7 protein-coding genes are annotated in these 19,781 nt (G+C 46.7%); 2 read left to right on the forward strand and 5 right to left on the reverse strand.

Annotated features, from left to right (window positions below):
• From HQM11_18065 to HQM11_18085, 5 genes are all read right to left on the reverse strand, one after another.
• On the reverse strand, nt 1-1,254 hold a 1,254-nt coding region (locus tag HQM11_18065), incomplete at its 3' end, for an AAA-like domain-containing protein (GenBank protein ID MBF0352944.1).
• A gap of 716 nt (nt 1,255-1,970) precedes the next feature.
• Nucleotides 1,971-7,214, reverse strand: a complete 5,244-nt coding sequence (locus HQM11_18070) for an AAA family ATPase (protein MBF0352945.1) — start codon at nt 7,212-7,214, stop codon at nt 1,971-1,973.
• Between the two features lie 113 nt (nt 7,215-7,327).
• Nucleotides 7,328-8,896 (reverse strand): AAA-like domain-containing protein, encoded by a 1,569-nt coding sequence (locus HQM11_18075; GenBank protein ID MBF0352946.1) that lies wholly within the window; start codon nt 8,894-8,896, stop codon nt 7,328-7,330.
• Between the two features lie 181 nt (nt 8,897-9,077).
• The gene (locus HQM11_18080; protein MBF0352947.1) at nt 9,078-14,327 is read right to left on the reverse strand and encodes an AAA family ATPase; all 5,250 of its coding nucleotides are present in this window, start codon (nt 14,325-14,327) and stop codon (nt 9,078-9,080) included.
• A gap of 62 nt (nt 14,328-14,389) precedes the next feature.
• Complete coding sequence (locus tag HQM11_18085) at nt 14,390-15,601, reverse strand: PEGA domain-containing protein (protein MBF0352948.1); 1,212 nt, start codon at nt 15,599-15,601, stop codon at nt 14,390-14,392.
• Nucleotides 15,602-16,049: 448 nt separating this feature from the next.
• On the opposite strand from HQM11_18085, the gene HQM11_18090 reads away from it, so the two are divergent.
• Entirely contained in the window at nt 16,050-17,321 is a 1,272-nt protein-coding gene (locus tag HQM11_18090) for a hypothetical protein (protein ID MBF0352949.1), read from the forward strand.
• 908 nt (nt 17,322-18,229) lie between these two features.
• Nucleotides 18,230-19,726: a hypothetical protein gene (locus HQM11_18095; GenBank protein ID MBF0352950.1), complete on the forward strand. Its 1,497-nt coding sequence runs from the start codon at nt 18,230-18,232 to the stop codon at nt 19,724-19,726.
• The last annotated feature ends 55 nt before the right edge of the window (nt 19,727-19,781 follow it).

Below are 19,781 nucleotides of genomic sequence, written 5' to 3' on the forward strand. Positions count from 1 at the left end.
CAGGTGGTGGGCGGCTTCGGTGTAGGTTTTGCGTTTGGTGATCATTTCGCTGTGTTCCTTGTAAAACTCAATGTAACGCTCCAGCATCAACGCCACATCCAGCTTGCCATCGGATTTCACATACCACATCCGATCCTGCCCCAGATATTCCTGCAAACCCCAGGTCAACTCACGAGGCACGACTTCCCGATAAATCGGATTGGCGATTTCGAGTCCGGTTCTGCCTCGTTTGACGAGTCCCAAATCCAGCACATAGCGTTCATCCTCATTCCAGGCGGAGCGATCTTCTTCGGTGGATTCAAAGAGTTCTGATTGCTCACCGACCAGGATTTTTTCGATGATTTTGGAGACACGCGGTTCGCTGAGTTTGTCCGCGAGTTGATCCAGATGCACATCCCGACGCAGAATCAGGATTTCACAGGCATTGTAAACATCTTCGGGAACAATCGTTCGGAGGTCAGGTACTTTTTCTTTTCCAAAACAGAGTTCTCTGCCAAGAGCGTTGACCAGCCAGGGTTGACCCCAGGTTTGTGTGTAAATGAGTTGCAGGGCTTCCTCAGTAAAGTCTTGCCCGGTGACTGCTGTGTGCTGAGCATAGAGTTCCTTCACCTGTTCCAGCGTAAAATTGCTCAAGGTCAGGGATTCGTCCTTGATGTTGAACGCCGAACCTCCCACGACATACTTTTTTCCCTCTCCGTCATAAAGCCGGTAATCCCTTAAGTCTCGCAGTCCAATCAGACAAAGGGCGTGGGGAAAACCTTTGGGACGCTGGGAATAGCCACCTCGTAGTTGTCGTAGAACCGAGATGAGTCCATGTCCAATCAGGGCATCCACCTCATCCATAAAGAGGATCAGGGACTTAGGCAGTTCCATGCACCAGAGCGTCAGAAATCTGGAAAATTCAGAAACCTGATAACAAGCTTCGGACGGTTGGTACTGTTTGGGAAGATAAAACATGGTTTTTGTTTTAAACTCTTCCAGAAGGCATTGATTGACCGCCGCAACATCATCAAAATGTGCCTGTGCCGCCTCCACATTCACATAGAGGGCAATATAGTCTCCTTCCTTGTTGAGTTGCTCCGCATATTGCATCATCATCGTTGTTTTTCCGGTCTGCCGGGGAGCGTGCATGATGAAATATTTCCGGTCATCAATCAATTTCCTGACGTTATCAAACCGGGGCTCAAAATTGACCATGTAATGAATATCTGGCTGGCAAGGGCCGGAGGTGTTGAAGAATTTTCGGGTAGCCATAATATTTCCTCGCGATTAAGTTTTACAAATAAACAGAACTCTTTCCTTTCTAGCACAAGACGTCTGAGAGCAACAGTTCCAAATGAGACGGTGATGACTCGAGACTTGAAAACGGCGGCGATGCTACAATTCCGGTTATTTATTTAAGGCCTACGAATCCCCCCGGGGCTGTTTAATTTTCCAAAAAAATGAGTTGTAGGATGGGTAGAGCGTTAGCGAAGCCCATCGAGGAGGCTGTCCGAAAACAGACTTTCGCATGATTTATCCCGTTTAAATATTTGGTATCATATACTGTCAATTGGAGGCCACAGTGTGTGATTCCGCTTTGACGGATCCGGGCAACAGCATAGTCTGATAAATCCACAGGGTGGTTAGTCATGAATGGAAGGTTCTGTGTTCATGTCGTCAATGAGAAACCTGTTCTGCCCTTGTCAGGAAATCGTCGCAAGTTTTTCTCAACGGATTAGGGAATTTTTGTGGTATTTTTGTGTGATTAATCTGATTTAAAATATTTTCACAAAACGCATTACCGTGCGGTACTGCCCCTGTTTTGTCCTCTCGAATCGCTCTTACACCATGCAGGTCAGTAGCACCCCTTCATCGGTCAGAAACCGGCCTTACAAGAAGCGTCCATGACATTCATCTTCCCGGTTGGCGTTTCGGGCGAGGGTTTCATTGGGCGAAAGGACAGGAATGCTCCCGACAGAAACCCTGTTTCATTTGGGTTCTCCCAGATATTGAAACAAAACCACACTGATATCATCTTCGGGTGGTTTGCCTTGAGCAAATTGTTCTACTGTCTGGAGCAACTCTTCCAGGAGCGATTCCATGTCCATTCCTCTTCTGGATTGCAAAAATTCACACAGGCGTTCTTCCCCAAATAATTCTTCTGCAAGGTTATGGCGTTCTGTAATTCCATCCGTGTAAAGAATTCCAATATCTCCAGGAAAAAGCTGACTGGTTTGACAAGAAATTGAAAATATAGGGGCATCAAAGGTCCCAAGCATCAGAGTGCATGGTGGAAAAAATAGGGGGGTGTCTCCATTAACAGGAAAAAGAATGATTGAAGGATGTCCTGCATTGGCTATCGTCAGAAATCCGCCGGGAGTAATCTGGAGCATGGCCGCCGTCATGAAACGGTCATCAGGTAAATGGTGTATCAGTTCATGGTTGAGATATTCCATAAGAGCCTTGGGATCCTGGTTACGGCTCTGGGTGAGCAGGATATTCGCCATAATGGTACTCAGGGCCGCCGTAACGCCGTGTCCGGTACTGTCGCCCATAAACAGGTTGAAGGAGGAATCCTGATCAGAATAGAACTTATAAATGTCCCCTGACACATGGGAATGAGGAATATACCGAACTGCAAGATTAAGAAAGGAGGGAGTAGAAAACTCCTGGAACAGGTGAGTTTGAACCCCGGCGGCCATGATCAAATCCTGAGTGATTTGTTCATTTTTTCGAGCCAGTTCCTGATTTTTTTCACTCAACTGTCGGGTTCGTTCCAGAACTTTGTCTTCAAGATTATGATACAGGTACGCATTGTCAATGGAAATGGCCGCCTGGGCTGACAGGGTTTGCAATACCTCCAGATGTTCTGGCGTAAAGGCTCCTGTGATGAGATTGTTTTCCAGATAAAGGATTCCCTTGAGCCGCCCTGAGTGCTTCAGGGGGATGCACAACACAGATCGAACCTGGCACTGGAGAATATGCGCATCCCGGGTAAAGTCTCCGGAACTCATCGCAGAATCCAGTACGATCTGTTGTTGGGTCCGGGCTACATAATGAATCATGGCCGCAGAGACCCGAAGGTTATCTTCAATAGGAATGGATTGGAGGATCGAAGTCGTGGGTTTGTCTGTAGCGTATTCTGCTTCAATAAACCACTGATCCTGTTTAGGTAATAGCAAGAATCCTTTATCAGCCCCTGCATTTTCAATCACAATATTCATCATCTTTTCCAGCAGATGATGAAGGATGATTTCCCCGGACAAGGTTTGGGATGCCTTGAGGATGCTATCCAGATCCAATGCCTGAAGAGGAGAGTAGGACACTGTGGAAGAAGACTGGGTGAGAGAGATTCCCGTTTGGGTTCTTTTTGATTTTTTGCCAAACCACTGGGAATATTTGGACTGGTACTGGTACACCTTGGCTTGGGCGCCCCACCGTTGATAACGGTAATAAGCTTCCTGGCGATAAGTCCGGGCAAATTTTTCCAAACCTTCTGCTTCATAAAAGCGTGCGGCAATTTCACACGCCAAAGCTTCATCATTCAAGTATCCGTGATTATGGGCTCCCTGGATCGCTTTTTCATAGCCTCTGCAAGCCTCTTCAAACTTTCCTGCCAGACGAGCGTTTTCCGCCATGACCAGATCATATTTGTGTTCATAATTCATTGGCGCAAACTGGGCCCAGCGCTTGAGTTTGGTCAGGGCCGTCTGGATTTTGGTCTGGTAGGACTGTTGTTCTTCCTGGGAAACTTTGTGGAAATTCCCCTGATACGCCAGCGCTTCAAAAAAATAAAAAAAGGGTAATCCATGAGAAACTCCAGCCCCCATCAGGTTCACAGCAGTCTGCTCTGCCTCCTTAATCGCCAGGGAAAACTCTTCAAACAAATAATTCAAATAGAGCTGGTAGAAATGGATAAAGAACAAGGCGGTCACATCCTTTGCCGTTTGATAGGGTTCATAGACCTCATCCACATCCAATACTTTCCCTTTCAGTTTTCCTGACCAGGGAGCTTCCTCTTGCACTGCCAGAAGGCTCTGGTAGTAGATACTGCCCAGGTTCACGGCATTCTGTTGTTTCATGCTACGGACTGTTTTCAAAGAGGATTCTGCCAGTTTGATCATTTCCGGCAGAGGCTCTCCCAATTGAAAACCCGTCTGAAAATGCTGTAACAGGGCATAAGACGCAAAATCAACTAGCCCAGCCGAAAGACAAAGCTGATAGCTGACAGGCATCTGCTGGTAGCAAATCCTGATATGCTCATGCCAGTGAACCAATAAGTCATATTTGATAAAATAGCTGTGCGCATGAGACGTGCGGTGAGGATATTTTTCTGCAATGGCCAAACTCAAATCTGAATATTTGATCACCCCCTCAATGTCATCCAGTGCCACCCCAATCACAATCGCATAGGATACATAACCTGGCGAGGCGTAGTGAGAATTTCCGTGGGCCAAGGTTAGTTCCAACAATTTCAGAGTGCCCATTGTATAAAGATTCAGGTTGGAAAAATACAGGGCGGTACTCAGACTCACGATAATTTTCATGATGATTTCAACCCGTTCATCGTGGAGCGGAGGTAACTGGAGTAACTCTTCAGCCTGTTTGCTATCCAATTGTGCCTTGAGCGCCATCAAGGCCCCGCCCAACTGTTCCTGAGAGGCATCCGCGGGGAGATCGACCCCCAACTCATGCAAGGTTTTCAAGCCCAGTTCTGTGGCCTCTGCAAATTTGGTTTGAACGCATAAGGCCACAATACAGGTATCCTGGATTTTAGCCCGATCAATGAAGCTCCGGGCATGAGCAAGCGCAGTCTGAAGCAGAGCGGAAACCTCTTCAAACTGGCCACTCAGATAGGCACACAAAAGGGCCTCGATATGTAAATCAAACATGAAGGGATAGTCCTCGTTCCATAGGGACTCAGAGACTCGTGACACCCCCTCACTCAAATATTGGTAGGCGCCTTGATAAGCCGCCGAAACTCTGGCTTTTTGACCGGCCTGAAGGTTCAACCTGGCCAGATCCAGTCGCTCCGTAGAGGCCATTTTCCCGGTGGAACCCTCATTCAAATGGTTCACGATATCAAAAAAACAGGGATGCTCCTGATCTGGAATCGGTGGTTTTTGACTGCGTATCCACTTCAGCAAAAGGCTTCCGGTCTGTAAATGCAACTGTTGTTTTTCAGCTTCAGGAATCATGGACCACACCGCTTGCTGGATACGGTCATGGACAAAATGGCAGGTATCATTCTGCTGTATTAAAAAACCTCCTGTCAGGGCATCCCTGAGGTGGTGTTGTGTGTCCTCCAAAGACTGCTCTGCGACCCATGCCAGAATATTGACTTCAAACTCATTGCCCAAGCTGGCAGCCCATTTTAGAAGAGACTGCGTTTGCGGAGGGAGTTGCTGGATTTTACTCCCTAACAACTCTACCACATTATCGGTCATCTTTCTGGCCTGGAGTTGATCCAAATCCCAAGTCCAACAGCGCTGAAGGTAGTCAAACTGGAGTAGTTTTTCATGGGCTAAGGCTTTTAGAAATTCTCCCAGAAAGAAGGGATTTCCCCCGGTTTTTTCCATGAGTAATTCAGCCAGGCCTTGAAGTGTTAAGACTTCCCTGATGTTCAGGGTATCTTGTAGCAATTGCAGGATATGCGGCATTTTCAGAGGCGCAATGGATAAGGTATGCAGCGACACCTCTGTTTTCTGGATTTCAGCCAGGATGGTCATGAGAGGATGAGAGGAATGAACCTCATTATCACGATAAGCGCCCAGCACCATCAACCAGGGAATATGGTTCATGATCTGGGTAAGCAGCTTAAGACTTGCGTAATCCGCCCATTGCAAATCATCCAAAACAAGTACCAGTGGGTGCTCTTCAACGCAGAAGACCTTCATGAAATTCTGAAACACGACATTAAACCGGTTTTGATTTTCTGTAGGAGGCAAGGGGGTACTTGCAGGCTGTTTTCCAAGAAGCCATTCCAGTTCAGGAATCACCTCTGCTACAACCCGGGTGTTGTCTCCCAAGGCTTCGAACAGTCTGGATTTCCAGGTTTCCAGACGCTCAGAAGACTCCATCAGTAATTGTTGGATCAGCTTACGGAAGGCAGACACAAAGGCAGAGTAAGGGATATTCCGCTGAAACTGGTCAAACTTCCCGGAAATGAAATATCCCCGATGAATGGCAACCGGTTTATAGAGTTCCTGAATGAGGGAGCTTTTCCCAATACCGGAATATCCCGCCACCAGCACCAACTCCGTATTTCCCTGACAGACTCTTCCAAAAGTCTGCCATAACGTTTCAATTTCCGTTTCACGTCCATACAGTTTTTGTGGAATCTGGAAGCGTTCTGAAAAATCACCTTGTCCCAATTCAAATAAAAATTCCGGGTTCTTGTCCAGTTCCCGACATCGTTTCAGATCATAAGAGACCCCGGCTGTTGACCGGTAACGGTCTTCGGCGTTTTTGGAAAGGAGTTTCATGACAATGTTTGAAACGATGGTTGGGATTGCCGGGTTCAGTTGATGAACCTGGACAGGCTGTCTGGCGATATGTCCATGTACAATTTCCAGCGGATCTTGCGAAACAAAGGGAAGCTGGCCCGTAAGCATCTGATAAAAGGTCACTCCGAGCGAATATAAATCGGTGCGATAATCCAGCGCACGATTCATGCGCCCAGTTTGTTCAGGAGAAATATAAGCCAGAGTGCCTTCCAGAATCTTCTGGTTGGAATGCTGGATAACTTCCTGAGAAAGTTCTGTGGAAATTCCGAAGTCAATCAGCTTGAGTACTCCCGATTCAGGATTCAACAGAATATTGAAAGGGTTGATATCCTTGTGAATAATCTGTGCCTGATGCACGATGCCCAGGTTGTCGCAAATCTGAATCGCAAGCACTAAAAATTCCTGAAGCTTCATAGCCTGTTTCTGAGCCCCCCTCTGTTCCAGAATCTGACTGAGTGAAACTCCTCCAAAATCTTCCAGTACCATGTACCAGGAGTTCTTCAAGGGAACTAATCCTGAGACTTTGATGATTCCAGGATGATGAAATTTCAGAAGGTGCTCGTATTCTCTTTTAAATTGAGAGATTTCTCTGGAATCAGGAAATTCATTTTTTAGGACCTTTAGAACCACTGACCTGTGGGTTTGATTCTGCTGTGCCTGAAGAATCCGGGTTCGGCTGCTGTCATAAAGTTCTTTTTGGATTTTATAACCTGGGATATGAATCATAAAGGGCCTGGGAGTAAAAAGTATTGGGATTTGTCATGAATAAAAAAAGAGATTGGAGCTCCTGTCCGTTACTTGCCTCCTGGTGCACCGGAACGCCACCCCGGTGAGGCAACTCACAACCAGATCAATTCGATCTGCTTGCCATCCTGTTCGAGCATCTCCCGCTTGCCCACCGTTTCCATGTCTTCAGGAGGCTTTCGGCTGAAAATGATCAGGGTTCCAAAATTCATATTGAGTCGGGTGAGGTATTCGGTGAGTTGCAGTTTGCCTTCGACCAGTGCTTTTTTCCCGCTCAGTTTGAGTTCAAAGGCAAAGCGTTCTCCGGAAAATTCAATCAGCAAATCCAGTCGTTTCAGGCCGATGGCGTATTCGCGGGTGATGCGTCCGCCGCCATTGACAATGCGCTGGAGCCAGGCCATGAACAGCAGGTGATGAGCCGCCTCCGTGTAGGTTTTTCGTTTGGTGATCATTTCGCTGTGTTCCTTGTAAAACTCAATGTACCGTTCCAGCATCAACGCCACATCCAGTTTGCCATCGGGTTTTACGTACCACATCCGATCCTGTCCCAGATATTCCTGCAAGCCCCAGGTCAATTCACGAGGCACGACTTCCCGATAAATCGGATTGGCAATTTCAAGTCCGGTTCTGCCTCGTTTGACGAGTCCCAAATCCAGCACATAGCGTTCATCTTCATTCCAGGCAGAGCGATCTTCTTCAGTGGATTCAAAGAGTTCGTCCTGCTCTCCGACCAGGATTTTTTCAACGATTTTGGAGACACGCGGTTCGCTGAGTTTGTCCGCGAGTTGATCCAGATGCACATCCCGACGCAGAATCAGGATTTCACAGGCATTGTACACATCTTCCGGAGTCACCATCTGATTCCAGGGAACCTTCTGAGCTTCAAAGCAAAGTTCCCGTCCAAGGGCGTTGACCAGCCAGGGTTGACCTCCGGTTTGCGTATAAATCAATTGAAGTGCCTCTTCGGTAAAGGATTGTCCCGTCGCTACGGTGTGCTGGGCATAGAGTTCCTTCACCTGTTCCAGTGAAAAATTACTTAAAGTCAGGGATTTGTCTTTGATGTTGAACGCAGAACCTCCTACCACATATTTTTTCCCATCTCCGTCATAAAGCCGATAGTCCCGCAAATCTCTCAACCCTATGAGACAAATGGAGTGAGGAAATCCTTTGGGGCGCATGGAATACCCACTGCGAAGTTGTCTTAGAACCGAGATGAGTCCATGTCCAATCAGGGAATCGACTTCATCCATGAACAATACCAGAGGTTTGGGAAGTTCCAGACACCAACGGGTTAGAAAATCAGAAAATTCAGCTTCAGGGCGATAACATTCAGCAGAAGGTTGATATTGCTTGGGCAGAAACACCATGGATTTAATACGAAACTCACTGATAATGGAATTATTGACCGCCCTCACATCATCAAAATAAGCCTGAGCGCTTTCCACATTCAAATAGAGCGCAACGTATTGATCTTCCTGGTTGATCTGCTCTGCCAGTTGGATCATCATCGTCGTTTTACCGGTCTGACGGGGAGCGTGCAGGATGAAGTATTTTTTGGTGTCAATCAATTGAAGAATGTTTTCAAACTTGGGCTGAAAGTTGACCATATAATGATCTTCTGGTTGACAAGGGCCAGCGGTGTTGAAAAATTTTCGGGATGCCATAGTTCTTTCTCAATAGGAAGGCGAAGTAGCAAATGAAAGTCTTTACTTCTTTCTAGCATAAGGCACTGGAGAGTAACAGTTCCAAATGGGCAGTTACTTTAATTTTCAACTACCCGCTATAATGGTGGAAAACTTTTGATCGGGTACTTACATTGCCCCAAACAGGAGCGGCCCGAATATTTCATGAAGTAAGAGGAAAATCTCCTGTAATTTTGACCGCGACCATGGTCACATCATCTTCAAGTGGCAACCCCTGATTGAACGCATTCATTTCTGTTTCAAGTCCGTTCAGTATGTGCTGACACGCCTCTTCGCGGTGGTCTCTCAGAAAGTTGCGCAAACGCTTTTCGCCCCATTCCTCACGTTCAGGACTCATGTTTTCTGTGAGACCGTCTGTATAAAAAAACAAGAAATCGCCCTGACTCAACTGCTGTGAACTCTCTGTAAATTCAAGAGTTTCCATTTCACCCAGACGAATGTTCCGGTTCAGGAGTTTTTTCACTTTTCCCTGCTGATCCAGACAGAGCGGAAAGTTGTGTCCGGCATTGGCAAAACGCATGACCCCTGTTTTCAGCTCAATGGCCGCAATAAAAAAAGTCATGAGATAGCGTGTGCGTCCTGTCCTGAAAATAGCCCGGTTCAAATGAAACAGCACTTTGGGTAAATCAGGAGCCTGCCCTTCAGCCAGTTCCTCAAGCACCCCACAGGCCGTGCTGGCCGCCGCTGTGACCAATGCGGCGGGTGATCCGTGACCTGTCACATCGCCGATCATCACATACAGGTGGTTCTCAATCTGCGTCATAAAACCATACCAGTCCCCGCCGGTTTCGCTGGCGGACTTAAAATAACCGGCAATATCCATTCCGGGAATTACAGGAATTTTTAATGGCAACAAGGCATGCTGTACCGCCGCGGCCGTTTTGAGTTCGGCTTCCATGCGGACGCTGTTTCCCAGGTTGGCATACAGTTGGGCATTTTCGATGGAGATTGCGGCCTGAGTCGATAAAATATTGAGAATTTCCAAGCGATCCTCAGTAAACGCACCCGGAGTCATCCTGTTTTCCAGATACAATGTCTGGAACAATTCCCCCTTATGCAGCATCGGCATGCACAATATGGATTTGGCAGTGCTGTTGACAAAATAGGGATCAGTGAAGAATTTGTCGTTCCGGGTGACATCATTGATCACAATGTTTTCACGTGTCCGCATCGCATAACGAATGAGTGACTCCGGAACCATTCTTTGTGAAGCAGATTCCGTGATGCTCTGGCTAATATCCTTGCTGGCTTCAATCTGGATCAAACCATCCTTTTCCCTGAGCAATAGTCCGCGATCCGCACCGGCATTTTCAATAATAATGAGTAGCAATTTCTCCAGAAGTTGTTCCAATACGATTTCGCCGGAAATTGTTTGTGAAGCCTTGATCACTGTCATCAAATCAAGACTTCCACCAATATTTCTGGTCGTTGGAACGGTTTTGGCTGAAATGGTTTTTCGTGCATTCTGCAAACCGGATGTGGTTTGTTCAACTTGTTTTGGCACCATCGCGGGATACGTTTTTTCAAAAAATTTAATTTTGGCGTCGGCTCCCCATTGGCGATATAAAAACAGGGCATCCCTGAAAAAAAGTCGGGCAATCTCCTCTTCCTTCCGTGCCAGATAAAACCTGGCTGTCAACTCACAGGCAATGGCCGCTTCCTGCTGATAATTATTCGTTTTAGCCGCTTCGATGGCCTGACGGTACAGTGTCATGGCGTGGAGGTCCTCTTTCCGGACCCGTGCGATTTCCGCTTCAATCAGCAGGCATCGCTGAAGCTGGTTCATGGGTGCGGATTCATTCCATTTTTTAAGCCGTTTCAGATCTTTGCCGGCTCTACTTAAATATTTTTTCTGTTCCTTGGCAGGTTTGTTTCCAGCTACTGCCAGATGGATCAACGCATCATAAAAATAGAAAATCGGGACATGCACCATTCCCATGGCCGCTTCCACATATTTCAGATTTTCATTGGCGTTGTTTAAGCCCTCATCCCATTGTTCAAACATAAAGCACAGAATCAGTTTATTCAGAAACAGCGAAAAAATCGCGGCATTGTCATGAGCGTCCTGATGTTTGGGAAGCATCACCGCCTCATCATAAACTTCACCTTTGATCTTTTGCGGTACGTCAACCTCACTGGTCAGATTCAGCACCACCTGCTGATACATGTGATTGTAATGCAACGGCGTCACCTGACGGATTTGTTCCAGAATCCGGTTGTATCTCAATATTTTATCCAGCACTTCATGCAGATTGATCCCTGCCAGAAACGAGAGCGCGCAGTTGTTGTGAGCCGCCAGAGCGGCAAATTCAAAGTCGCCTTTTTCGATGCCGATCTGACAGACAGGTTCCAGCATTGAAATTGATTTTCCCACAGACTCTTTCCAATGTTGGAGGAATGTGCTGATCAGAAACAGGATTTGTGTCCTGGACTGATATTCCTGATTCTGCTCCATAAGCTTAAGTGCCAGTTCACCAAACTCATAACCCGCAGAAGGATTGCCCAGCGCGCTTGCTGTGATACTGCCGAAAGCGGTAAGAGAAATATAGGAATACGGATTATTTCCATATTTGACGACAAGCTGAACATTGGTGAACACCGTAATCGGCATCAGATCCGGAAGCGCAATGTATGAGGGTGCCATGAGACTGGAAAGGATGCGACTGGCCGCCAGTTTCTCAGGTTGTGTCATCCGTGGAAGATTTGCCAGATCCGCGGTTTTATGTCCCATCAACGTAATTTTCGTTTTGATCAGACTCAAAGCAACATGGAGTTTTCCCGGGTTGGAGGGCAAATTTACGCCCAGCGACCGGAGAATGATCAATGCTGTTTGAACAGCTTTCAGCTCCCTGTTTTGCGCGATATACCCATGAATTCGCGATTCATAGGCGGGAACCTTGTCCAGCACTGTTTTCCCGCAAGCAATAATTTTTTGGACAAAGGTTTCCATCAGATCGAACTGGCGATTCAGATAGGCGTTTTCAGCCGCTTCCGAATACAGCGACAACAGCAGTGAATAATGCCTGTCCCAGCCCTGCTCACCAAGGCATTCAATACCAATTTCCGCATGTCCGGTACCTGGCCCGTAGGCCGCAGAAATCCGTGCCTTGCGACTTGCCTGAAGATTCAACTCCGCTAAGGGCACCGAGTCCGCTTCATCCCTGATCTCACGACCCGCGTTCAATTGTGACAGTACATAAAATAATTGTTCCTCCAGGCGTTCAGCGGACAGATGTTTGAGTAAGAACTGGCCAATGCGCCAATGAATCGTTTTTTGTTGTTCAGGTTCAATCAGTCCATGAGCGGCCTGCTGGATACGGTCATGCAGAAATTTATCTGTGATTAGCGGATATTTTTCGCCCAACACAACCGCGTCAGCTTCTTCCATCGAAATCAGCAGTTTGTGATGACCGCTCAACGGCATGACAAGCCCTTCCTGCACAGCGGACCATAGATCAATGGAAATTTTTCTCAAGGATCGGTCACAAAGAATCGCCAACGTCTGAAGATCAAACGAAGGGCCGATACAAGCCGCCATCTTCAGGGCCGCCTGTGTTTCATCAGGCAGTCTTTCAATTTTTGCGATCATCAGATCCACCACGTTATCAGTGGTCTGTTCCTCCTTGATTTTCGATAAATCCCAATTCCACTTCAACGTATCGGGATCAAAGGCCAATAGTTTTTGTCTGTGCAGGTGTTTTAAAAACTCTCCGATAAAAAATGGATTACCCCCGGTTTTCTTGAACACCAGATATCCCAGCGATGCGACTTCATCCATGCTGGAGCGGAGTGTGTCGGAAACAAGCTGATTCACATCACTGACCACCAGAGGTTCCAGGATGAGTTCTTGAAAGGTCTGACCTCCACGTACAATTTCTTCCATCGTCATTTTAAACGGATGGGCCGGATCGACCTCATTGCTACGATATGCGCCAATAAACAGAAGATAACTGTCGGACATGCCTGACATCAGATTTTTCAGCAGTATCAGTGTTGAGGAGTCCGCCCATTGGAGATCATCGAGAAACATCACCAGTGGATGCTCTTTTTGTGCGAATACCCTGATAAACTGCTGAAAAACCCGTTGGAACCGGTTTTGATTTTCGATGGAGCCCAACACGGGAACCTCTGGCTGTTCGCCCAATATCAATTCCAGATCGGGAATCAGATCAATCACAATTCCAGCGTTAGTTCCCAAAGCCTGAAGCAACCCGTTTTTCCAGACATTCAATTTGTTGGAAGACTCAGACAACAATTGCCGGATTAACTCTTTGAAGGCCTGAGCCAGAGCCGAATAGGGTTCATTGCGTTTGAATTGATCAAATTTCCCTGAAATGTAATGTCCGTCCTGTTCTGTGAGTTTTTTCAGTATCTCCTGAACCAGCGCGGTTTTACCAACACCGGACTGCCCGGAAATCAGCATCATTTTCGTGCCTTCATTCAGCATCAGATTGAAACAGTCTCTGAGTTCCTGAACATTTTTTTCGCGGCCATAAAGCTTCTGGGGAATCTGGAACTGGCCACTCATGTCTTTGAGGCCCGGAGCAAATGGTTCAATATGACCATGGAGCTTCAACTCTTCCTGACATTGGAGCATGTCATTACGCACACCTCTGGCACTGCGGTAACGGTCTTCCACACTCTTTGAAATCATTTTCATGATGATATCGGACAACGCCTGGGGAATTGCCGGATTTGCCTCCTTCAAGGGTTTGGGTGGATGCGCGATGTGGCAATGAACCCAACCGATCGCGTCTTCCGCGTCAAAGGGCAATTGACCGGAAAGAATTTCATAAAACGTGATTCCAAGTGAATACAGATCTGTCCGGTGGTCAATTGCGCAGTTCATTCGGCCTGTCTGTTCCGGTGAAATATAGGCCAGTGTACCTTCAAGCACATTAGGGTGCTGGATGGATTGAATTTCATAAGAGAGTTCCGTGGAAATACCAAAGTCGATGAAACTGACTTGACCGGTTTCGTTGGAAAATACCAGATTGGCGGGATTGATATCTTTGTGAATGACCCGATGCTGATGGATGTTTTCGAGAATATTGAGAGATTGGATCGCCATTTCCAGAAAACCGGGAATGTCAGAACCAAACGAGGACTTCCGCTTATGCAATGAATTTCCCCCCAGATCGTCCAGCACCAGAACGAGACTGTTCTGATGTTTGACCAGATCATAAACCTTCACAATGCCGGGAAACTGGATTTTTTTCAGGATTTCATATTCATGACGAAATTGGGCAACTTCTTCAGGAGACGGGTATTCGTTTTTAAGAAACTTGAGAATAACCGGCTGACTGTTCACGTCGGTGACTGCCCTGAACACCATGGAATTCTCGCCTTCATACAACTGTTCCTGAATCTGATATCCTGGAATTATCATCATATGTCACCCAAACCACAAAGAATAACTGAATTACAAAAATCCAATAGCCGCAAAATCACTTGCTATCTCCCCCGGTCTCTTCCCCGATCTCTGCCACCGCCACCAGGTCCACCCCGACCGCCACCAGGCCCACCCCGACCCTGATCATGTGATCGGCGTTCCAGCGTCATATTCAGGCGTGTGATCTCGTCCGCCTTGACTTCAAAGGATTGACTGATCGCTCGTCCGTCTTTCTGAAGCGTAAGGACATGTCGTCCTTCCGAAACGGAAGGAATCAACGTATCCGTCTTCAAATGCAGTTCTTCGCCATCCAGAATAATGTCCGCACCCGAGGGCGATGATTTGATAAAGACCTTGCCATTCCCCAGTGTTTTTTCAGCAACAAACAGGCTGGAGGTCTCCTCTCCCAACAGTTTATCGGCCAGTAGATCCAGGACGGTTTGGATGGTTTTGGTATCACCATTGAATTCCACGGTTTGCGACACCAGCAAGGCACCATCCTGAATGTTGCTCAATTTTGCGGTAATAAAAAACACCCCTTCATCAACCTTGAGAAATTGAACTGTCACCATACGATTGACGCCAAGCTTTTCGCCGATATAGCCGTTGCACGCTTCTTCACGACAGTTGGTTTTTTGTTTGATGGCATTCACGTCCACTTTCGCCATTTCAATCGCACTGATCTGATGAAACTGGGGATGCCTGGCGAGAGAGGAACGAAACAGGTTGCTGTAAGCCTTTCGCTGTGATTCATTCAACACCTCAGATTCCATATCCATGACGGCCACCAGCGTTTTTCTGTGTTTGTCCGGCAGATTGAATAATATTTCCTGCTGCGTCAGCACGGCACCACTCATTTGATCTTTCAAGGCCCGGATTCTTAAAATCACATGGTTGTCCTGAATTTCATATGTCGTATTCACATGAATGGCTTGAGATGAAATACCAGCGATCGCTTCTGACAACAACAGTAATTCCACATTGGACAATTTCTGTTCAAACGCAAAATACAGTTCTGTTTCAATCCATTTCGCATCCTTGTCATGATCGTTGTTCTGATGATTTTTGACACTGATGACCATGGATTGATCCTGCTGGTTGCGCAGAATATTGATGAAATGCGCGGTTACTTCAGACAGTGCCTGTTCGAAAGATTGTTGTGCCTCAGAGGAAGCCTTGGGAGGATTCGCCAGAAGTTGTGTGGCAAAACCCGTAAGGGAAAATACAATACAAAGTAATCCACCGATTAATCGCCTGATCATGATGCTTGCCATAAGTTCCTGATAGTTTTAAATTGGAGGTAATGGATTTGATACACAGGGATGCTATACAAGGGAGTAACAAAATTCAGAACAGAGGTCAATAAACGTTCTGTGACTCCGTGGCTTTCTCATAAAAAATTAATCCTGGACTTTGAACATTTCGAGGTGTCGTCGCGAACTAATGTGAGAGATCTTTCTTAATATCAAAGAGTTAATAATTCTCCCTTCGGTCGAAACGACACACCGTGAGATCAATAATTTCAGTGGTTCATGAGAAAATGTTCATAGTCCAGAAAGATTTATAACCAAACGGAATTCAATGATAAAATTCGTTTTCAGATTTGCTCATAAATTCCATTATAACGTTTTTGAATTAATGCTTATTTCGCCTTGATACTTCCATTCTTTATCGCAAAAATACCGTCATGTTTTTCGTTATCGTCTTGCTTGGGAGAAAACTATGAAAAAGCAAATCATCCTTTTGATATTTTTTTTAAGTATCAGCGGATTACAGATTGTATGGGCCAGCGGAAATCTTTGTATTATCTGGAAACAAGGCATGGAATGTCCTCCGGATCAAAATGAAGAGGAAACAACACAAATCCAGGGATTGACAGAATCTAAAAATGATTCACTGCAAGATTTTTATGATTTTATTTCTGAAAACACCTCCAGTTCAGATTTTGATATGTCCGACTCAGGTTTTGATACAGATACAGGTTTGGACGACAATACGGTCATGACGGATACAGCGGATCAAGGTGTATCAATGGACAGAGAAGTCGAGGATGATCCAACCATGGATACTACGGATCAAGGCACAGTGGATTCAGGAACGGAATCGACGGAGGAGCCTGGCATCGAGGAAGGTGGTTCTGAAACACCGACTCCCGCAACGGGATCTCAAACCACCAACGCGCCTCCTCCAGAAGAAACCAAAAGTTCCGAGGAGAAAAAAAGCGAAAAAGTAGAGGGGGATGAGAAAAAAGAAGAAAAGAAAGAAGAGAAAGAGGGAAAAAAAGAGGAGAAGAAGGAAAAGAAAGAAGAGAAGAAAGATAAAAAACCAGCAGGTTTCAAACCCAAACAAGCCTCTGTCGGAATGAATGGCGCTTTTTCCGGCAACATTCAGGCTTATTCCATTCCCTTTGGTTACAATTTGAGTCCCGTCTTCAAGATTGCCGGATCGTTGCCTTACATCAAAACCAGTGATTTCGAGGGAACGGGCAACCTCAATCTGTCAGGAAAATATTTTTTGGCTTTTGATGATTCATTGGCTCTTGTCACCTCTCTTGGAGTGAAATTACCCACAGGGGATGAAAAAACCGGCTCGAGGGATGTGATCGAATGGGCCTTTGGGCAAAACACATCTTTCACCATGGACAAAGCCAGGATTCTGGCGAGCTACGTATTGAACTATCGACCGGCAGACAGCAATATGCTGGATAAAGGCGATAGTTTCAATTTCTTCGCTGGCATGGATGTTCCTGCCAACTGGCTGATGCAATTCACCAATCTGTATGTCGCGGTACTTTCTTCCTATACCACGGAAGATCTGTATGATGGCACAGGACTGGGAAATCAAAGAACTTTGCTGGATATCACTACAGGGATTGTTTTTTTAAGTTGGAATCTTCGTGTCGGTATCACGATTCCAACCTACACCCAATCAGAGACACTGAGTAATTCCGACCGAAATCCGGTAGTAGATTTTGGTTTACGTTACACCATGTAATCAAAAGAGGTTTTATGCAATACAGATTTCAACAAAACTATTGGCTGCGATGGACGATTGCCCTGTTGATGATCGGCCTGCTTCCTATGACACTCAGCAATTGCGGTGAAGATCATCCTGAACAGGGAAAACTAACGTTTCAATTGCGATGGGGTTCTCCTGAACATCACTCAACACAACGGGAAATGTCCAGTGACGTCAGTTCCGTTAAAATTCACATGTTCAATTCTCAGGGGTCTCTCGTCACGGCCAAAACCTATTCTGCTGGGAATGGTTTTGCCAAAATGACCGCTCTGGCCAGTGGAACCTACCAGGTGCGAATCATTGGCGTGAATTCCCGGGACATTGCGATGTATTACAAAGTGATGGACCGCATTCTGATTGAAGACAACAAAACGACCAATCTGGGGGAAATTCTTCTGGAGGAAGTTCCCACCGGCGGTCTCAGCGTGTCTCGTTCAACCACTATTTCGGATTCGGAGACAGGCGAATATATCACCCAACTTTCCGTCAGCTTGGTCTTTCCACCCGAAGGCAACGGAGTGATCACTGCCTCCAGCAGTAATGTGGCCGACATTTCCATCTCTCCGGAACTATTAACCTTTACGGCTCAAAACTGGAACGTTCCCCAAACCCTGACGCTGACAGGGCATGCCCTGGCCCTCAGCGCAACGAGTCACACCACAACGCTGACCCTTAGCGGAGCTAACAGCACCGGGGCCAGTTTAGCGAAGCTTCCTGCCGTTACCATGTCAACCGGACTCACGTTGGATAAAATCGTCTTATCGACCGCTGAATCTGGAACGACGGACACCTTCACCATTGCGCTCAGTCATCAACCAGAGGCCGATGTGCTGATTCAACTCACCAGTGGGGATACCGGAGAAATCACCCTTTCTCCTGAAACAATGACCTTTACCACGGATAACTGGAACACGCCCCAAACCGTGACTATCACCGGCCATGATGACCTCCAGGCGGACGGCAATCAAAATGTCACGTTAACCCTGGATTTTGTGCAGAGTACGGACACCCTTTACGGAATTCGGACCTATACTTTAACCGGAGTTAACACGGATAACGACACAGCGGGATTGACCCTGAGCAAAACAACCCTGACAACCGATGAATTCGGTACCACAGATTCGTTCACCGTCAAACTCAACACACAACCCACAGCTAATGTGGTGGTCACGGCCACCAGTGGAAACACCAATGAATTTACTGTTTTGCATTCTTCCCTGACTTTTACCACCGATAACTGGAATACCGCTCAAACCATCACGGTCAAGGGAGAGGATGACAAGGTGGCGGATGGGAATCAACAGGTCAGCCTGACATTGAGCACCAATACCAGTTCCGACACGGTCTATGCCGCACTCTCCAATTCCACAGCCACCGTCACCAATAACGATCGTGGAGTCTTGGCTTGGGGAACTTATCAAGGAACGCCCTTGTCCTTGATTGGTACGGTGTCCACCTTGGCGGGTACAGGGAGACTTGGAGTAGATAATGGAATTGGAACCAGTGCCAGTTTCAATCGCCCTGCTGGAATTACAATCGTAGGAGATAACCTTTATGTGGCAGACTATGAGAATCATGCCATCCGCCAAATTAATATCGATACCGGTGTGGTGACTACCTTGGCGGGTACGGTCGGAACTTCCGGGAATCAGGATGGAACGGGGACTGCGGCTCTGTTTGCTTTTCCAATTGGTATCACAACGGATGGAACCAATTTGTATGTTTCCGAATATTCCAGCAAGAAAATCCGCAAAATAGTGATCAGCACAGGAGTAGTGCAAACATTAATGACCACCTCTACCAGTCAGGGTTTGCGTTGTCTGGTAACGGATGGAACCAACATCTATGGTGCCGATGAATATGGTCACAGAATTATCAAAATTGTTATTGCGACCACCACCCAAACCACCTTGGCTGGAGAGGGAGCCTCCGGCCATGTGGATGGCACCGGCACGGCAGCTCAATTTCTTAATCCATGGTGTCTCACTTCGGATGGAACCGCTTTGTATGTGACTTCCTCATATGGTCAGACCGTCCGCAAGGTGATCATCGCGACCGGAGTTGTTACCACCATTGCCGGAACCAATTCCTTGACCGGTTCCACGGACGGAACAGGAACCAGTGCCAGATTTTATTATCCATTGGGCATTGTGACTGATGGAACCAACCTTTATGTTGCGGACAGCAACAACCACAATATTCGTAAAATTGTGATCAGTTCAGGGGTGGTTACCACGCTGGCGGGAAGTGCTCAATCAAGTGGATTTACCAATGGAACAGGAACCACAGCACAGTTCCATTTACCCAATGGCATTGTCAGCAATGGCAAATATCTGTTTGTGACGGATGAATCCAATTACGCAATTCGGAAAATTCAATAAGGAATGACGGCTCCTTTCAAAGATTTATATAACTTTGCATCAACGGAAACCACTA

The sequence above is a fragment of the SAR324 cluster bacterium genome, assembly GCA_015232315.1.
Classification (GTDB): Bacteria; SAR324; SAR324; order SAR324; family NAC60-12; genus JADFZZ01.